A 16,016-nucleotide genomic window follows, 5' to 3' on the forward strand; every position below is an offset into this window, starting at 1 on the left:
GGACCGCCGGATCGCAGTGGTTCGGCACAATACGAAAAAAGCCCGCCTGAGTTGCTCAGGCGGGCTTTTTTGCTGGTGTTGCTTCGACCTGCATGACAGGCGTCATCCAGGCATTGAATCAAGCGGTGCCGAACACGTAATTTGTCATGGCGAGCGAGCGCTGATAGGTGCCGAGCGACTGGATCGCCAGCGAATAGTCGTCGTCTGCCGCACCCAGTGCCGCGAACACGGGCAGCAGATGCTCGTCGGTTGGATGCATCAATACCGCGTGCGGCGCCTGACGGCGGTAGTCGAGCAACGCGTCGATGTCGTGTGCGGCAAGCCGGGATTCAAACCAGTCGGTGAATTCGGTGACGCGCGGATCGGCATCTTCCGGGCGCGCGGAAAAATCCGCAGCGCGCAGATTGTGCGTGATTTGACCCGAGCCGATCACCATCACGCCGTCATCTTTCAGCGAGCGCAGCGCGCGCCCCACACGGAAGTGATGAGCAGCGTCCATGTGCGGCTGGATCGACAGTTGCGCGACCGGCACGTCGGCTTCCGGGAACATCAGCAGCATTGGCACCCACGCGCCGTGGTCGAGTCCATGCGGCTGGGCGTCGGCGAGGATGCCGTATTCGCCGAGCAGCACCGCGGCGCGGCGCGCCACATCGGGTGCGCCGGGAGCCGGGTACTGAATCTCATACAACTGACGCGGGAAACCGTAGAAATCGTGGATGGTCTCGGGCGCCGTGGACGTGCTCACTACCGGTTGCGCCGTGCCCCAGTGGGCCGACAGCATCAGCACGGCTTCAGGACGCGGCAATTGTGCCGACAGTGCGCCGAATTCGGCGGACGGCAACGACGGGTCGATCGGCAGCGTAGGCGCGCCGTGGGAAAGGAAGAGCGACGGTAAGCGAGTCATGGCAGCAACGCCGCCGCGTGAGCGCGGCGCGAAAGTGGGGTTGCTATCAATATAGGTCCGTACCGGCGTTTGATAAACGGGTGAAAACGGAATTGATTGTGTCGCAGGCGTTATTAATCACGATGGGGCAATTGTGGAGCGCCGCTCGTGAAACCGCGGCAATGTCGCGCCTGCCTCCACGCCACGCGCGGTGGCAATGCGTCGTCCCGTGAATTATTCCTACGCGCCGTGCAAACCTTGCCATGCGGGCGACATGGCCGGTCCCAATGCGAATAGATCCAGCACGCGTGCCACCGTGTGATCGACCATCTCGTCGATCGTCGTGGGCTGGTTGTAGAACGCAGGCAAAGGCGGGAAGATCACGCCGCCCATTTCGGTGACGGCCGTCATATTGCGCAGATGAGCGAGATTGAATGGCGTTTCGCGCACCAGCAACACGAGCCGGCGGCGCTCTTTGAGCGTGACATCGGCGGCGCGGGTGATCAGGTTGTCGGAAAAACCATGGGCGACGCTGGCCAGCGTCTTCATCGAGCAGGGGGCGACCACCATGCCTTCGGTGGCAAACGAGCCGGACGCGATACTCGCGCCGACATCGCGCACCGAATGGACGACATCCGCGAGCGGATGCACGTCTTCTTTGCTCAACTGGAGTTCGTGCTGGATATTGAGCCACCCGGCGCTCGAAATCAGCAGATGGCTCTCGACGCCGCCCAGCCGGCGCAACGTCTCGAGCAACCGGACGCCGTAGATGGCGCCGGTTGCGCCGGTGATCGCGACGATCAGCCGGCGCGGCGCCGCAACGCGTGTTTCCATGGCTCGCGGCGCCTTATCGGAGGACAACAAACGTTCGGACAGCGGCCGCTTAAGCCGCGGCAAACAGCTGCTGCAGTTCGCCCGATTCGTACATTTCCATCATGATGTCCGAGCCGCCGACGAATTCGCCCTTTACGTAGAGCTGCGGAATGGTCGGCCAGTTCGAGAACTGCTTGATGCCCTGGCGGACTTCGTCGTCTTCGAGCACGTTGACGGTTTTGATTTCGCCGACGCCGCATGCCTTCAGGATCTGGATGGCGCGGCCGGAAAAGCCGCACATCGGGAACTGGGCGGTGCCCTTCATGAAGAGCACGACGTTGTTTTCGTCGACGATTTGCTTGATGCGTTGTTGCGTATCCATGACTGACCTTGCGGTTCCGTTATGTGTAGGGAATAGGCTGAAATGATAGCGGATTTCGGTAAGACCGGCCGAGGGCCGCTTTGCCGCCTCGGCGATGAGGGCATCTATCGAGGTCAGCCGGTCCAGCGTCCACCGCTGATTCGCTCGATGCCGGCGAGATCCTGCTCCGAGCGGACTTCCATAAAACCCTGCGCCGTCAGCAGGCTGCGCACGGCTTCTGCCTGATCGTATCCGTGTTCAATCCACAATACGCCGTTGGTGGCCAGACGTGTAGGTGCGCCCGCGACAATCTTGCGGATCGCGCTGAGGCCGTCGGCTTCGTCGGTGAGCGCGCCGCGTGGCTCGAAGCGCAAATCGCCTTCCGACAGATGCGGATCGCCGCTCGCGATATACGGCGGATTGCTGACGACCACGTCGAAGCGCAACGCTGCGTCGAGCGAGCCGTACCAGTCGCTTTGCTGCAGGACGACGGCGCCGCCAGGGCGTTTGGCGTCCAGTAGACGCGTGGCATTGCGTGTAGCCACTGCCAGGGCCTCGGCGGATCGGTCCAGCGCCCAGACCTGCGCGTCGGGCCGCATCGACGCTATGGCCACGGCGATTGCGCCGGTGCCGGTGCCCAGATCGAGCACGCGCGGCCGCGAGATGTTTTCCATCGCAGCCAACGCCGTTTCGACCAGCAACTCCGTTTCGGGACGTGGAATCAGCACGTCCGGCGTCACCTCGAAATCAAGCCCGAAAAATTCGCGTGCGCCGACCAGTTGCGCTACAGGCTCACCGGCGACACGCCGCGCTTCCAGAGCCCGATAGCGCTCGACCACCGCGCCGTCGAGCGCTTCATCGCTGCGCGTAATCAATTGCGTGTGCCGCCAGCCGAGCACGTGCGTAAGCAGAATCCGCGCTTCGAGCAACGGCAGCGGCGAAGCGCGCAGCAGTGCGGCGGGCGTGACCGGATCCATCCGCTTAGTCCGCGTCGCCCAGCGAGGCCAGCAACTCGGCCTGATGCTCGCTGACGAGTGCCGCGATCAGTTCGTCGAGATCGCCGTCCATGATCGCGTCGAGGCGATACAGCGTCAGATTGATCCGGTGATCTGTCAGACGCCCTTGCGGGAAGTTGTAGGTGCGAATCCGCTCCGAGCGATCGCCCGAGCCGATCAGGCTTTTGCGCGTCGCCGCTTCCTTTGCCTGCTGCTCGTGCGACTGCTTGTCCTTGATGCGCGCGGCCAACACCTTCAGCGCACGATCCTTGTTCTTGTGCTGCGACCGGTCGTCCTGACATTCGACGACAATCCCGGTCGGCAAGTGTGTCACGCGCACCGCCGAGTCGGTCTTGTTGATGTGCTGGCCGCCCGCGCCGGACGCGCGGAACGTGTCGATGCGCAGATCGGCCGGATTGATTTCGACTTCGCCGATTTCGTCCGCCTCCGGCATCACCGCGACCGTGCACGCCGACGTGTGAATGCGGCCCTGCGTCTCGGTAGCCGGCACGCGCTGCACGCGATGGCCGCCCGATTCGAACTTGAGCTTGGAATAGGCCGCTTCGCCTGCGATCCGCACGATCACTTCCTTGTAGCCGCCGAGGTCCGATTCGCTCGCCGACATCATCTCGACCTGCCAGCGATTGCGTTCGGCAAAGCGCAGATACATGCGCAGCAAATCGCCCGCGAACAGCGCCGATTCGTCGCCACCTGTGCCGGCGCGGATTTCGAGGAAGATGTTGCGGTCGTCGTTCGGGTCTTTCGGCAGCAGCATTTTCTGCAATTCCGCGCCGAGTTTTTCCATCCGCTCGCGCGCGGCACGGATTTCTTCTTCCGCGAAGTCGCGCATCGACACGTCCGCCAGCAGTTCCTGCGCGGTCGCCGCGTCGTTCATCGCCTGGCGCCACAGCGCGTAATGATCGACGACCGGCCCGAGCTCGGCGTGTTCACGCGTGAGCTTGCGGTATTGGTCGAGATTCGAGGTGATGTCCTCGCGGCTCAACAGGTCGTTCAGTTCGGCCAGCCGGGTAGTGAGCTGGTCGAGCTTGCGTTGCATGCTCGTTTTCATCGGACGGGTATCGGAGCGGACTCCGGCAAGGACGACGACTAGGGGAGTGGGCGGATGCCCTGGTCAGAAGCATGTCGCGGGCCACGCAGGGTGGCACGGACGGTGCGGCGGTGGCTGCGCCGCTAACGCTCCGTAGAACCGGAGTGTTTGTAGAAGCCGCTCATCAATTCGATGAGCGTGTCACGGTTCTCGCTGCTCGCGCGATTGAGTGCGTGCGTGGGGCCGTGGATCAGTTTATTGGTGAGCGATTGCGACAGCGCCTCGAGCACCGCAGCCGGATCGTCGCCGCGGGCGAGCATTTTCTGCGCGCGTTCGACTTCGGCGCGACGTAGCACGTCGGCCTGCGTATGCATGTGGCGGATCACCGGCACGATGCTGCGCGCGTCGAGCCATTGCATGAAGTTCTGCACCCGCGTTTCGATGATCGCTTCGGCTTGCGCGACGGCGGCTTGCCGCGACGCATTGCCCTCGCGCACGATCGCGCCGAGGTCGTCGACGGTGTACAGGAACACGTCTTCGAGCTTGCCGACTTCGGGTTCGATATCGCGCGGCACGGCCAGATCGACCATGAAAATCGGCCGGTGACGGCGCGCTTTCACGGCCCGCTCAACTGCGCCCAGACCAATGATCGGCAAGGTGGAAGCCGTACACGACACGATGATGTCGAACTCGTGCATGCGTGTGGGCAGGTCGGAGAGCGGAATGGCCCGGCCGTTGAAGCGTTCGGCGAGGCGGGTGCCGCGTTCGGCGGTGCGATTGGCGACGACGAGTTCGCGGGGCTGCTGCGCCGCGAAGTGCGTAGCGCACAACTCGATCATTTCGCCCGCGCCGATGAACAGCACGCGCTGGTTCGAAACCTTGTCGAAAATCCGTTGTGCGAGCCGCACGGCGGCTGCCGCCATGGAAACCGACTGCGCGCCGATTTCGGTCGTGCTGCGCACTTCCTTCGCCACGGCGAAGGTGCGCTGGAACAACTGGTTCAGATAGGTGCCGAGCGCGCCGGCTTCAGACGCCGTGCGCACCGCATCCTTCATTTGTCCGACGATTTGCGTTTCGCCCAGCACCATCGAATCCAGCCCCGAGGCGACGCGGAACGCGTGGCGCACGGCTTCCGACTGCGGCAGCGCGTAGACGTGCGGCGCGAGTTCGTCGATGGGCAGGTTGTGGTACTTCGAGAACCACTGGATCGCGGCTTCACGCGCGGCGTGGTCGTCGGTCGCGCAGTAGAGTTCGGTGCGGTTACAGGTGGACAGAATGGCCGCTTCCGGCGCCGTGCGGGCGGTGCGGCCGAGCCAGACGCTCTTGAAGGTGTCCAGTGCAGGCTTGATCTGTTCGAGCGGAAACGCCACGCGTTCGCGCAAGGCGACAGGCGCAGTGTGGTGATTGATTCCGATCGTTAGAAGCTGCATATGGGGAGCTATGGTTTAGCCCAATATTATAGCGTTTCCACGATTCTTTCATTCTGCGCCCGTCATCCGGCCTCCACAATGGCTTCCGGCGGGATCGCGTCGAGTTGATAGCCATAGCCGTAGAGCGGTGTCAGGCAATACCCGAGTTCCGGGCGCAACTGCAATTTGGTCCGAACCCGTGACGCATGGGTGTCGACGGTACGCGACTTTACGTCGCGGCGGCGTGTCCAGACGGTTTCGAGAATATGCGCGCGCGACACCGGCCGCGACAGATTGGTAAACAGCAATAGCGCAAAGCGGAATTCCTTCGGCGTCAGGGTGACTGTCTGGTTGCGGAAGGTGACGGCGAACTGCGCCGTGTCGAACGCATAGCCGCCGATCGTGTCGCGCCGCCGGTTGGACGGTCGCCGCAGGCCCGCGCGTCGCAGCAGCGCGTCCACGCGGGCCAGCATTTCCGGGCCGCGGACCGGTTTGCTCAGGCAGTCGTCGGCACCGGCGTGCAGTGCGGCAACAATCTGGCTCTCGCGTGGTTCCGACAGCAGCACGATCACCGGCAAGTTCGGCAGGATGGAGCGGGCGCGCGGAATCAGGTCTTCGGCGGAATGGTCGCCGGCCCAGTTTTCCGTGATGAGAAGATCGAAGCATTCGTCGGCGGCGCGGTGCAGAAACGGTGCACTCGCGGTGAAGTGCTGGCACGCATGGCCGCCGGCAAAGATCAACCGGCCGACCAAGGTGGCATGCCGTAAGTCCGGCTCGATAAGGGCGATTCGCATGGCACGCTTTCAGCTTGGCAATACCCGGGACCAGGCTTATTCGTAAGGCGTATAACTTGCCTAACATCACCCCGACCCCTAAACTCAACCGCTATGCGGAAAGCGCCGTGCTGAACCTCTATAGTTAACGAGATAAAAATGCTAGCTGTCCTGGCTCCTTGCGCCCATGAGACAAATCTGAAACTGCGCGAGACCTGCCGCTAATGGGGTGGCCCGGAATCCTGGTGCTGGGCGCGGTGATCGGCCTGGCGGGCTGGTGGCTGCATCCGCTGCGCCGTTCGAGCCGTGCCCCGTGGTGGGCGGCGCTAGGGGCAGGGGTGCTGGGCGCGGGTGTCGCGCGCATGGCCGGCAACGTGGTTGGTCTCTTTCATGATGGCGGTACGCTCGAATGGCCGGTCTGTACCGGCGTCGCGTTGATCGCCGTTGCCGTGACGGTCGGCTTGCTTTCCCGTCGATGAATATTTGCAGGTGACTCCGATGAATGCCCGACTTCCCGAAACCTCCTCCATCCCCGAACGGCTCGCGACCTTGCGCAATGCAATGGCGCGCGAAGGTGTAGCCGCCTATCTGGTGCCGTCCTCGGACCCGCATCTGTCCGAATATCTACCCGGGCGCTGGCAAGGCCGGCAATGGTTGTCGGGTTTCACCGGCTCGGCCGGCACGCTGGTCGTGACCGCCGATTTCGCCGGCGTATGGACCGATAGCCGCTATTGGGAACAAGCCAGCGCGCAACTGGCCGGCACCGGCGTTCAGTTGATGAAGATGACCGGCGGCCAGCAGACCGCGCCGCATTTCGAATGGCTCGCACAGAACGTCGCGGCTGGCGGCACAGTCGGCGTGGATGGCGCCGTGCTGGGCGTATCGGCGGCGCGTGCCTTGAGCCCGGCGCTTAGCGCGCGCGGCGTGAAGTTGCGCACAGACGTCGATCTGTTCGACGCGATCTGGCCGCAGCGTCCGTCGCTGCCCGCCGCAGCCGTCTTTGAACATGCCGCGCCGCATGCGAGCGTCGCCCGAGCGGAAAAGCTCGCGCAAATTCGCCGCGTGATGGCGGAGAAGGGCGCGCAGTGGCACTTCATTTCCACGCTCGACGACCTTGCATGGCTTCTGAATCTGCGCGGCGCCGACGTCAGCTACAACCCGGTATTCGTGGCGCACGCGTTGATCGGTCCGGCAAGCGCGTCCCTCTTTGTTGCCGACGGCAAGGTGCCGCAAGCGCTGGCCGACGCGCTCGCGCGTGACGGCATCAGCGTCGAACCGTATGCCAAAGCGGCAGACGCGCTGGCCGCACTGCCGGCCGGCAGCACGTTGCTGATCGACCCGCGCCGCATTACTTATGGCTCACTGCAGTCGGTGCCGTCTACGGTGGCGGTCGTCGAGGCGGTCAATCCGTCCACGTTCTTCAAGTCGCGCAAAACCGAGGCGGAAGCGGAGCATGTGCGCGAGACGATGGAGCAGGACGGCGCGGCGCTCGCTGAATTCTTCGCGTGGTTCGAAAGCGCGCTGGGCCGCGAAACGATTACCGAACTGACGATCGACGAGCGCCTGACGGCAGCCCGTGCGCGCCGTCCGGGCTTCGTGTCGCTGAGCTTTGCGACGATCGCCGGCTTCAACGCGAACGGCGCGATGCCGCACTACCGCGCGACCCATGAATCGCATTCGGTGATCGAGGGCAATGGCCTGTTGCTGATCGACTCGGGCGCGCAGTACCTGAGCGGCACGACCGACATCACCCGCGTCGTGCCGATCGGCACCATCAGCGAGGCGCAGCGGCGCGATTTCACGATCGTGCTGAAAGGCACCATGGCGCTGTCGCGCGCGAAATTCCCGCGCGGCATCCGTTCGCCGATGCTCGACGCGATCGCCCGCGCGCCGATCTGGGAAGCCGGCGCCGATTACGGTCATGGCACCGGTCACGGTGTGGGCTATTTCCTGAACGTGCACGAAGGCCCGCAAGTGATTTCACACTACGCGCCGGCCGAACCGTGGACCGCGATGGAAGAGGGCATGATCACCTCGGTCGAACCGGGCATCTACCGGCCGGGCCAATGGGGCGTCCGGATCGAAAACCTGGTGCTGAACGTGCCGGCGGAGAAGACCGAGTTCGGCGACTTCCTCAAGTTCGAAACGCTCACGCTGTGCCCGATCGACACGCGCTGCCTCGATCTGTCGCTGTTGCGTGACGACGAGCGCGCATGGCTCAACACGTATCACGAGACGGTGCGCATGCGCCTGTCGCCGCATGTCTCGGGCGAGGCGAAGGCGTGGCTCGAATTGCGTACGCAAGCTATCTGATCTCGTCGCCACGACCTTATTGACGGAGCGTGCATGGCCATCAAGGCAGTCGTGTTCGATTTCGGCGGCGTGCTGATCGACTGGAGCCCCGAGTATTTGTATCGGCAGTTGATTCCGGACGAAACGGAGCGCCGCTGGTTTCTGACGCATGTCTGTTCGATGGACTGGGTGATCCGTCAGGACGGCGGGCAGCCGATCGTCGAGGGAACAAACGAGTTGATCGCGAAGTTTCCCGATCACGCACCACTGATTCGCGCGTTTTACGAGCGCTGGCACGAGATGGTGCCCGGCGTGCTGGAAGCGGGCGTGGCGCTCATGGAAAAGCTTGAGGCGGCCAACGTGCCGCTTTTCGGGCTGACGAACTGGTCGGCGGAGACGTTTCCGTATGCGTGGGAGCATTTCCCCGTGCTGCGTCGCTTTCGCGACATTGTCGTGTCGGGGCGGGTGAAGCTGGTGAAGCCCGATCCGGCAATCTTCGCGGAAATGCGTCAGCGAATCGACGCACAGCTGCCGGGTATCCAGCCGGGCGAACTCGTCTTCATCGACGACAATCTGAAAAACGCCGAGGCCGCGACGGCGCTCGGCTGGCACGGCGTGCATCACACGGGCGTCGCAAAAACCGAAGCACGACTGCGCGAATTGGGCTTGCCAATCTAAACGGTTCGGCCGCGCGCGTTGCTGCGCGGTTCACCGGTGAACGGGGAGGCGGGGCGCGTCTGCGTTAGCCGGCGTTATCTGCCTTTGGCGACCTCTGTCCGGCTTGCGGCCCCTATCGGGCTACTGACCAAGCAAATTCTTCAACGCGTTACCCAAGCCTTTCACGGTCTCCCCGGCGCCCTTCGCCACGCCTTCGACGCTCACACCCATCGTTTTCGCAAAGCCGGTGCCAAGGCGCGCCATCAGACTTTCCTGTACCGAGAACTTCGGGTCTCGCAAATTCCCATCCAGCACGAAATGAAGCGTGATGTCGCCGTTGTGCGTCTTGAGCGCGGCGATGGCGGCTTTGGTCGGAATCGACATGAAGGTGTCGAGCGGGTTGTCGCTGTCGGCGAGTTGCAGATGATGGATCGTCACCGTGCCGGGTGCGTGCAACTGATAGTTGCGCACCGTCGAGTCGACCGTCAGGTCGACCGTGCCGCCCGTCACTTGCGCCTTCGCGCCGGTTTTTTTCAGCAGGTACGGATCCAGCATCACGACATCGACGCCGCGCAGGGTGCTGGTCGTCTGCGAATCCTTGCTGGCAATCTTGATCCATCCGCCGAACGAAACGGTGCCCGTATGCGTCGGACCCTTGATTGAGCCGGTGACGCTGACGTTGGTCGGCTCGGTGAGCGCGGGCAGATGCAGGTGATCGACAGTCGCGTTGGCGTTGCTGACAGTGACTTTGAAGGCCGGCGGCCCAACCGTCATGTCGTAGAAATGGAAGTTGCCTTGCTCGAAGCCAATGTGGTCGATCAGCTTTTCGCGGGATTCGGGGTTTGCCGTGCCGCTGGCTTCGCCGCCGTTGGAGCCGTTGATCGATTGCCGCAGATTCGGCAGTAGACGGAGCGAGCCGTCCTTTGTTCGCAGCACGGCCATGTCGAAGCCGCGCACGACCACGCTGCGGATATGCATGCGCCGCGCAAGCAGATCGCGGATATCGGGCGTAATGGTGATTTCGTCGGCGCGCAGCGGATCGCCGGCGGGCCAGCCGGGCGGCGCCTTGAGCAGAACGTTGGTGAGATGGACCGACGTGACGCCGACCCGGACGCTTTCGGCGCTGCCTAATGGCCCGAGCGCTGCAATGACGCGTTCTTTGACTTCGCGCTGCGCGAACTGCAGCGCGCCGACCGCGACGACAATCAGCACCAGCAGCACGCCACCTACGGCAAGGGCCCAGCGCTTGCCCTTCGACATCGCCATGTTTGCCTCCTCGTCGCCGCGCTGGGCGCGGTGTGGATGTGATCGGCCGGTGTGCGCGCCCGTTGGACGCACAGCTATTGGTGGATATACGGCGGAGTTTCTATATCCCGCCGGGACGACGTGTACCACGCATAGGCTATGCAAAGCGTGTGCCCTACCGCCGGTCCGTCCGGCAAACACAAGGCAATGCCCGCGTGTGGCGGTGAGCAGAATGGTCGGGCGGACGGTCGGCCAAACGCGCCGATCAGGCGGTCAGCAAAGCATCAGCAAAAAACCGACCAGTCAAACAACCCGCTCGTCACGGGCAACGAGCGGGCTGCCAGCCTAGCGATTTATCGCGCGATCGGCTTGTAACGCAGACGCTTCGGACGTGCCGCTTCTTCACCGAGGCGTGCGCGTTTGTCCGCTTCGTATTCCTGGTAGTTGCCGTCGAAGAACGTGATTTGCGAATCGCCTTCGAAGGCCAGGATGTGCGTCGCGATCCGGTCGAGGAACCAGCGATCGTGCGAGATCACCATGACGGAGCCGGCGAACTCGAGCAACGCGTCTTCGAGTGCGCGCAGCGTTTCGACGTCCAGGTCGTTCGACGGTTCGTCCAGCAACAGCACGTTGCCGCCCGCGATCAATGTCTTCGCCAGATGCAGCCGGCCGCGCTCACCGCCCGACAGATTGCCGACGGTCTTCTGCTGATCGCCACCCTTGAAGTTGAAGCGGCCGATATACGCACGCGAAGGCGTTTCGTACTTGCCGACCGTCAGCACATCCGCACCGCCGGAGATTTCTTCGAACACGGTCTTCGAGCCGTCCAGCGCGTCGCGGCTTTGATCCACGTACGCGAGCTTGACCGTCGGGCCTTGCACGATCTCGCCCGAATCCGGTTGTTCGCGGCCGGTCAGCATACGGAACAGCGTCGACTTACCGGCGCCGTTCGGTCCGATGATGCCGACGATCGCGCCCGCCGGAATCTTGAAGCTGACGTCGTCGAGCAGCAGACGGTCGCCGTACGACTTGCTGACGTTCTTGAATTCGATGACTTCATTACCCAGGCGGTCGCCGACCGGGATAAAGATTTCCGAGGTTTCGTTGCGCTTCTGGTAGTCCTGGCTGTTCAGTTCCTCGAAGCGGGCAATCCGCGCCTTCGACTTCGCCTGACGGCCCTTCGGGTTCTGGCGCACCCACTCCAGTTCTTTCTTGATCGCCTTCTGACGCGCCGATTCCGACGATTCCTCCTGCTTCAGGCGCTCTTCCTTCTGGTCGAGCCAGCTGCTGTAGTTGCCCTTCCACGGAATGCCGTGACCGCGGTCGAGTTCGAGAATCCACTCGGCGGCGTTATCGAGGAAGTAACGATCGTGGGTGACGGCGACGACCGTACCCGGGAAGCGTGTCAGGAACTGTTCGAGCCAGTCGACCGATTCCGCGTCCAGGTGGTTGGTCGGTTCGTCGAGCAGCAGCATGTCCGGCTTTTCGAGCAGCAGCTTGCACAGTGCCACGCGGCGCTTTTCGCCGCCCGACAGGTGTTCGATCTTCGCGTCCCATGCCGGCAGGCGCAGCGCGTCGGCGGCGATTTCGATCTGCTGTTCGGCGCTGCCGTCGGTGGTGGCCAGAATCGCTTCGTACTTCGCCTGCTCGGCGGCGAGCGCGTCGAAGTCGGCGTCCGGTTCTGCGTAGGCGGCGTAGATTTCGTCGAGCTTCTTTTGCGCGCCGAAGACGTCGCCGAGACCTTCTTCGACCGCTTCACGGACCGTCTTGTTCGGATCGAGCTGCGGTTCCTGCGGCAGATAGCCGATGTTCAGGTTCGGCATCGGCGTGGCTTCGCCTTCGATGTCCTTGTCCACACCGGCCATGATGCGGATCAGCGTCGATTTGCCCGAGCCGTTCAGGCCGAGCAGACCGATCTTCGCGCCGGGGAAAAACGACAGCGAGATGTCTTTCAGGATTTGACGCTTGGGCGGCACGATTTTGCCGACCCGGTTCATGGTGAAGACGTATTGGGCCATTTGCTTGCAATAGACGTTGACGACGCCGGCCGCGTGGGGGCGGGCGGTCGTGGGTGGATGGGTAATCGGTGTTGTGGCCGGGCAGTGTGCCCGGCGCCGGCCGGCGCGGCGTCGAGCGCGGCTTCGAACCCCGCGACGCCCCGCGCGCGGGCGGGTTGTGCAGATGGCATTGTACTTCGGGGCGGGGGTGGGGCGGCAGAGGGCGTTCGTGGGGACGCTAGGGCACGCATCTCCCCGCGAGGTTTAAAGCCAATCCGCTACGCCACCGTGCCTTGAACAGGTGCCGCTGCGATGCCGGCTGAAACTGTAGGAGCCGTCGCGGCAGCGCGCGGTCGCGCCTTCGGGCGCCTTGCCTGATAGGGAGCGCGCCGGCGCATGCACCGTGTTGCCGTCGCGATTGGTATAGGTGTTGTGATTGCTGAGGTTCGCTTCGTCGGGTGACGTTCCGGGCGCGACGTAGGCGAACGCCGAGGTCGCGGTGAAGAGAAGCGCAGCCGTGAACGCTGCTGTGCGGCGTAAGCAGTGGAGGGCAATGCCTTGCATGGTTCTAAAGTCTTTATTATTTTGTTGGGTGCGTTGAGTTCGACCTAAGAAGGGCATCAGTTCGCGCGCCGTCCGCTTGCCGGATCGAAGAAATGCAGATGGTGAGCGGGCAACGCGACTTGCAGTGTTTCACCTGCTGCGGGCCGATGGGTATGCGGCAAGCGGACGGTTACATCGTGCTTGCCCCAGCGGCCGTGCGCGAGGTTGTCCGCGCCGAGCAGTTCGCAGGAGTCGACGGTCAACGTGGCATTGGAGGCATCCGTTTGACCCGGCGTCATATGCTCCGGGCGAATGCCGAGCGTACATTCGCGGCCCTTGGCGACTTCCCGGCCGATCGACGTCACGCCTTCCAGCGGCAGCTTCGGCCCGTTGCCAGCCACTTCAAATGTCAAACCGTCATCCGACACGCGGCCTTCCAGCAGGTTCATCCCCGGCGAGCCGATGAAGCTCGCGACAAACACCGTCGCCGGCCGCTCGTAGACCTCGGTCGGCGCGCCGATCTGCTCCGCGTGACCCTTGTTCATCACGATCACGCGTTGCGCCAGCGTCATTGCTTCGATCTGATCATGCGTGACGTAGAGACTGGTGGTAGCGAGTCGCGCATGCAGGCGCTGGATTTCGAGGCGCATCTGCACGCGCAAGCGCGCATCCAGATTCGATAGCGGTTCGTCGAACAAAAACACCGCCGGCTCGCGGACGATCGCGCGGCCCATCGCGACGCGTTGCCGTTGTCCACCGGACAACTCACGCGGCTTGCGTGCGAGCAGCGGTCCAAGCTCGAGAATCTGCGCCGCAGCGTCCACGCGTTTCGCGATCTGCGCGCGCTCGACGCCCGCGATCTTCAGCGCATAGCCCATGTTCTCGGCGACGCTCATATGCGGATACAGCGCGTAGTTCTGGAACACCATCGCGATATTGCGATCCTTCGGCTCCAGTTTATTGACCACCTTGCCGGCGATCGAGACGGTGCCGTCGGAAATGCCTTCGAGCCCGGCCACCATCCGCAGCAAGGTCGATTTGCCGCAACCCGACGGACCGACCATCACGACGAATTCGCCGTCCGCGACGTCCACGTCGATACCGTGCAGCACGAACTGTTTGCCGTCGTAGGTCTTTTTAACGCCTTGCAGAGTGAGTGCAGCCATGCCGTTTTAGCCTTTTCGTTGCTTGCCGCGCGTGCCACGCTGTGCGCGGCGTTCTTTATTCCATGTCCAACGCCGAAGCTCGCCCAAGCTGCGTTCGTCACTTCTCCGCGTCCACCAGTCCGCGCACGAACCAGCGCTGCATCGTCAGCACGACGGCGAGCGGCGGCAGCATGGCGAGCAGCGTCGCGGTCATCACGAGATGCCATTCGGTTGCGGTGTCGCCGGAAGCGATCATGCTTTTGATGCCGACCACGGCCGTGGTCAGCGATTGCTGGCTCGTGATCAGGATCGGCCACAGATACTGATTCCAGCCGTAAATGAACGTAATGACGAACAGCGCTGCCATGTTGGTTTTCGACAGCGGCAGCACCACGTCCCAGAAGAAACGCATCGCGCCCGCGCCGTCGATGCGCGCCGCTTCCATCAGCTCATCGGGCAGCGTCATGAAGAACTGGCGGAACAGAAAGGTGGCGGTGGCCGATGCGATCAGCGGCAAGGTCAAACCGCTATACGTATTGCTCAGATGCATCGATGACACGACCTGCACGGTCGGAAAGATACGCACTTCGACCGGCAGCATCAGCGTGATGAAGATCAGCCAGAACGACAGATTGCGAAACGGAAAGCGGAAAAACACGATCGCATATGCGGAGATCATCGAAATGGCGATCTTGCCGATCGCAATCACCAGCGCCATCACGAGGCTGTTGAACAGCATGCGGCCGAACGGCGCCGCCGCATTGCCGCTGCCGTGCGACCAGACCGTCGCGACGTTCTCGAACAGATGCGTACTCGGCACCAGCGACAGCGGCACGCTGAACACCTCATGCTCGCTCATCGTCGCCGCGCAAAACGCGACGTACACCGGAAAGACCACCAGCACGACGCCGAGAATCAGCACCGCATGGCAGAAGAGGTCGAAACCGCGGCGGTTCTCGATCATGAGTATTGAACCCTGCGTTCGATGAAGCGGAATTGCACGACCGTCAATGCGACCACGATCACCATCAGAATGACCGACTGCGCACCGGAGCTGCCGATGTCCAGCCCCTGAAAGCCTTCGGCGAAGATCTTGTAGATCAGCGTGCGGGTGGATTGCGCCGGGCCACCGCCGGTGGCGGCGTCGATCACCGGGAAAGTATCGAAGAACGCGTAGGTGATGTTGATCACCAGCAGGAAGAAGCTGGTCGGCGAGAGCAGCGGCAGGGCGATGCCGAAGAAGCGCCGCACCGGGCCGGCGCCGTCGATGGCCGCCGCTTCGATCAGCGAACGCGGAATCGCCTGCAAGCCGGCATAAAAGAACAGAAAGTTATAGCTGACCTGTTTCCACACCGAAGCCAGCACGACCAGAAACATCGCCTGGCCCGCGTTCAATGCGTGATTCCACACAATGCCGTACTTGGCGAGTGCATAGGTCACGAGGCCGATGCTCGGGTTGAACAGGAACGACCACAAGACGGCGGCAATCGCGGGCGCGACCGCGTACGGCCAGATCAACAGCGTCTGATAAGTCTTGGCGCCGCGTGTCACGCGATCCGCGCAGACGGCCAGCAAAAGCGAAATCACCAAACCGAACACGGTGACGAGCGCACAGAAAATCAGCGTCGTATTGAAGGACGACAGATAAAGCGGATCGGCGAATAACTGCTTGAAATTGGCCAGCCCGACAAACTCGCTCGACGTGCCGAACGCGTCCTGGCTTTGCGTGGATTGCCACAGCGCTTCGCCCGCCGGCCACAGAAAGAACAGCAGCGTGATCGCGAGTTGCGGTGCAACCAGCAGATAGGGCAGCACGCTGGTGCCGAAGCTGGAGCGCTTTTCCATTGAGAAATCC

General features: G+C 63.0%; 16 protein-coding genes. 3 read left to right on the forward strand and 13 right to left on the reverse strand.

The window, feature by feature from the left end:
• Window positions 1-118 precede the first annotated feature (118 nt).
• The 7 genes from PQQ95_RS25170 to PQQ95_RS25200 all read right to left on the reverse strand — a co-directional run bounded on the left by PQQ95_RS25170 (window position 119) and on the right by PQQ95_RS25200 (window position 6,303).
• On the reverse strand, window positions 119-904 hold the full coding sequence (locus tag PQQ95_RS25170; RefSeq protein WP_408441958.1) for a DODA-type extradiol aromatic ring-opening family dioxygenase: 786 nt from the start codon (window positions 902-904) through the stop codon (window positions 119-121).
• 219 nt (window positions 905-1,123) lie between these two features.
• A complete protein-coding gene (locus PQQ95_RS25175; RefSeq protein WP_408441960.1) occupies window positions 1,124-1,717 on the reverse strand; it encodes a UbiX family flavin prenyltransferase in 594 nt (197 codons plus the stop codon).
• A 49-nt stretch (window positions 1,718-1,766) separates the two neighbouring features.
• A complete protein-coding gene (gene grxD / locus PQQ95_RS25180) occupies window positions 1,767-2,078 on the reverse strand; it encodes a Grx4 family monothiol glutaredoxin (RefSeq protein WP_012434475.1) in 312 nt (103 codons plus the stop codon).
• Between the two features lie 113 nt (window positions 2,079-2,191).
• Complete coding sequence (prmC, locus tag PQQ95_RS25185; RefSeq protein WP_408441963.1) at window positions 2,192-3,034, reverse strand: peptide chain release factor N(5)-glutamine methyltransferase; 843 nt, start codon at window positions 3,032-3,034, stop codon at window positions 2,192-2,194.
• A 4-nt stretch (window positions 3,035-3,038) separates the two neighbouring features.
• Window positions 3,039-4,121 carry a peptide chain release factor 1 gene (prfA, locus tag PQQ95_RS25190; protein ID WP_408441966.1) on the reverse strand — a complete coding sequence of 361 codons (1,083 nt, stop codon included), beginning with the start codon at window positions 4,119-4,121 and terminating at the stop codon, window positions 3,039-3,041.
• A 122-nt stretch (window positions 4,122-4,243) separates the two neighbouring features.
• Window positions 4,244-5,530 carry a glutamyl-tRNA reductase gene (hemA, locus tag PQQ95_RS25195; protein ID WP_408441969.1) on the reverse strand — a complete coding sequence of 429 codons (1,287 nt, stop codon included), beginning with the start codon at window positions 5,528-5,530 and terminating at the stop codon, window positions 4,244-4,246.
• Window positions 5,531-5,592: 62 nt separating this feature from the next.
• Window positions 5,593-6,303, reverse strand: coding sequence for a response regulator transcription factor (locus PQQ95_RS25200; RefSeq protein WP_408441972.1), 711 nt, complete (start codon window positions 6,301-6,303; stop codon window positions 5,593-5,595).
• A gap of 203 nt (window positions 6,304-6,506) precedes the next feature.
• On the opposite strand from PQQ95_RS25200, the gene PQQ95_RS25205 reads away from it, so the two are divergent.
• The 3 genes from PQQ95_RS25205 to PQQ95_RS25215 are packed head-to-tail and all read left to right on the forward strand — an operon-like array spanning window position 6,507 to window position 9,252.
• Complete coding sequence (locus PQQ95_RS25205) at window positions 6,507-6,761, forward strand: hypothetical protein (RefSeq protein WP_408441974.1); 255 nt, start codon at window positions 6,507-6,509, stop codon at window positions 6,759-6,761.
• 19 nt (window positions 6,762-6,780) lie between these two features.
• Complete coding sequence (locus PQQ95_RS25210; RefSeq protein WP_408441977.1) at window positions 6,781-8,595, forward strand: aminopeptidase P family protein; 1,815 nt, start codon at window positions 6,781-6,783, stop codon at window positions 8,593-8,595.
• A 33-nt stretch (window positions 8,596-8,628) separates the two neighbouring features.
• Window positions 8,629-9,252, forward strand: a complete 624-nt coding sequence (locus tag PQQ95_RS25215; RefSeq protein ID WP_408441980.1) for an HAD family hydrolase — start codon at window positions 8,629-8,631, stop codon at window positions 9,250-9,252.
• A 120-nt stretch (window positions 9,253-9,372) separates the two neighbouring features.
• Here the strand turns inward: PQQ95_RS25215 and PQQ95_RS25220 are convergent, their stop codons facing one another.
• The 6 genes from PQQ95_RS25220 to ugpA form a co-directional block, all read right to left on the reverse strand.
• Window positions 9,373-10,497, reverse strand: a complete 1,125-nt coding sequence (locus tag PQQ95_RS25220; protein ID WP_408441983.1) for a DUF748 domain-containing protein — start codon at window positions 10,495-10,497, stop codon at window positions 9,373-9,375.
• A 332-nt stretch (window positions 10,498-10,829) separates the two neighbouring features.
• Window positions 10,830-12,494, reverse strand: coding sequence for an energy-dependent translational throttle protein EttA (gene ettA / locus PQQ95_RS25225; protein ID WP_093643520.1), 1,665 nt, complete (start codon window positions 12,492-12,494; stop codon window positions 10,830-10,832).
• A 243-nt stretch (window positions 12,495-12,737) separates the two neighbouring features.
• A complete protein-coding gene (locus tag PQQ95_RS25230) occupies window positions 12,738-13,037 on the reverse strand; it encodes a DUF3761 domain-containing protein (protein ID WP_408442065.1) in 300 nt (99 codons plus the stop codon).
• A gap of 56 nt (window positions 13,038-13,093) precedes the next feature.
• Window positions 13,094-14,182 (reverse strand): sn-glycerol-3-phosphate import ATP-binding protein UgpC, encoded by a 1,089-nt coding sequence (locus PQQ95_RS25235; protein ID WP_408441986.1) that lies wholly within the window; start codon window positions 14,180-14,182, stop codon window positions 13,094-13,096.
• A gap of 97 nt (window positions 14,183-14,279) precedes the next feature.
• Window positions 14,280-15,125: a sn-glycerol-3-phosphate ABC transporter permease UgpE gene (gene ugpE, locus PQQ95_RS25240; protein ID WP_408441989.1), complete on the reverse strand. Its 846-nt coding sequence runs from the start codon at window positions 15,123-15,125 to the stop codon at window positions 14,280-14,282.
• The gene (gene ugpA / locus PQQ95_RS25245) at window positions 15,122-16,006 is read right to left on the reverse strand and encodes a sn-glycerol-3-phosphate ABC transporter permease UgpA (protein WP_408441992.1); all 885 of its coding nucleotides are present in this window, start codon (window positions 16,004-16,006) and stop codon (window positions 15,122-15,124) included. Before ugpA ends, ugpE begins: the two co-directional genes overlap by 4 nt.
• Window positions 16,007-16,016 lie beyond the last annotated feature (10 nt).

The organism is Paraburkholderia caffeinilytica, assembly GCF_046030355.1.
Lineage (GTDB): Bacteria > Pseudomonadota > Gammaproteobacteria > Burkholderiales > Burkholderiaceae > Paraburkholderia > Paraburkholderia caffeinilytica_B.

What these genes read in the sequence shown, in the direction of transcription:
- PQQ95_RS25200 (WP_408441972.1), bottom strand. Translation starts at nt 6,303, where the DNA reads ATGCGAATCGCCCTTATCGAGCCGGACTTACGGCATGCCACCTTGGTC.
- PQQ95_RS25215 (WP_408441980.1), top strand. Translation starts at nt 8,629, where the DNA reads ATGGCCATCAAGGCAGTCGTGTTCGATTTCGGCGGCGTGCTGATCGAC.
- ugpE (WP_408441989.1), bottom strand. Translation starts at nt 15,125, where the DNA reads ATGATCGAGAACCGCCGCGGTTTCGACCTCTTCTGCCATGCGGTGCTG.
- PQQ95_RS25205 (WP_408441974.1), top strand. Translation starts at nt 6,507, where the DNA reads ATGGGGTGGCCCGGAATCCTGGTGCTGGGCGCGGTGATCGGCCTGGCG.
- ettA (WP_093643520.1), bottom strand. Translation starts at nt 12,494, where the DNA reads ATGGCCCAATACGTCTTCACCATGAACCGGGTCGGCAAAATCGTGCCG.
- PQQ95_RS25210 (WP_408441977.1), top strand. Translation starts at nt 6,781, where the DNA reads ATGAATGCCCGACTTCCCGAAACCTCCTCCATCCCCGAACGGCTCGCG.
- prmC (WP_408441963.1), bottom strand. Translation starts at nt 3,034, where the DNA reads ATGGATCCGGTCACGCCCGCCGCACTGCTGCGCGCTTCGCCGCTGCCG.
- PQQ95_RS25175 (WP_408441960.1), bottom strand. Translation starts at nt 1,717, where the DNA reads ATGGAAACACGCGTTGCGGCGCCGCGCCGGCTGATCGTCGCGATCACC.
- hemA (WP_408441969.1), bottom strand. Translation starts at nt 5,530, where the DNA reads ATGCAGCTTCTAACGATCGGAATCAATCACCACACTGCGCCTGTCGCC.
- PQQ95_RS25220 (WP_408441983.1), bottom strand. Translation starts at nt 10,497, where the DNA reads ATGGCGATGTCGAAGGGCAAGCGCTGGGCCCTTGCCGTAGGTGGCGTG.
- PQQ95_RS25235 (WP_408441986.1), bottom strand. Translation starts at nt 14,182, where the DNA reads ATGGCTGCACTCACTCTGCAAGGCGTTAAAAAGACCTACGACGGCAAA.
- ugpA (WP_408441992.1), bottom strand. Translation starts at nt 16,006, where the DNA reads ATGGAAAAGCGCTCCAGCTTCGGCACCAGCGTGCTGCCCTATCTGCTG.
- prfA (WP_408441966.1), bottom strand. Translation starts at nt 4,121, where the DNA reads ATGAAAACGAGCATGCAACGCAAGCTCGACCAGCTCACTACCCGGCTG.
- PQQ95_RS25230 (WP_408442065.1), bottom strand. Translation starts at nt 13,037, where the DNA reads ATGCAAGGCATTGCCCTCCACTGCTTACGCCGCACAGCAGCGTTCACG.
- PQQ95_RS25170 (WP_408441958.1), bottom strand. Translation starts at nt 904, where the DNA reads ATGACTCGCTTACCGTCGCTCTTCCTTTCCCACGGCGCGCCTACGCTG.
- grxD (WP_012434475.1), bottom strand. Translation starts at nt 2,078, where the DNA reads ATGGATACGCAACAACGCATCAAGCAAATCGTCGACGAAAACAACGTC.